This is a genomic window from Christiangramia aquimixticola (assembly GCF_048285835.1).
GTDB classification, from domain to species: Bacteria; Bacteroidota; Bacteroidia; order Flavobacteriales; family Flavobacteriaceae; genus Christiangramia; species Christiangramia aquimixticola.
On the sequence record NZ_JBLVTL010000152.1, the window covers coordinates 1 to 320 of the forward strand.

1 protein-coding gene is annotated in these 320 nt (G+C 40.6%); it reads right to left on the reverse strand.

The genetic code is table 11. The annotated features are described in order from the left end of the window. A partial coding sequence (locus ACNKXV_RS13905) for a hypothetical protein (RefSeq protein WP_417908316.1) occupies window positions 1-184 on the reverse strand: 184 nt, incomplete at its 3' end. Window positions 185-320: the final 136 nt, after the last annotated feature.

Consider the following 320-nt stretch of genomic DNA (forward strand, 5'->3'; position numbering starts at 1 on the left):
TGTTGATGATTACATCCTTGTCGTTTACTCCTACTACTACACCTTTGATCACTTCTTTTTCAGTGATCTCATTTAGCGTACCGGCATACATCGCTTCCATCTGAGCTCTTTGCTCTTTGGAGTAGCCATCACCGAAACCCTTGGTGCTGAAATTGTCCCAATTAAATTCCTTTGAACTAGACATAAATAAAACTGACTCTGAAAACCAACAAACCTAGAGTCATGAGTCTGCTGTTTTTTTGGTTAGAAATCAGCGCTTTGCAATCACAAAACACCCCGCTCACCCGAACGGACTGCAAAGGTATTGATTTTCTTCAATT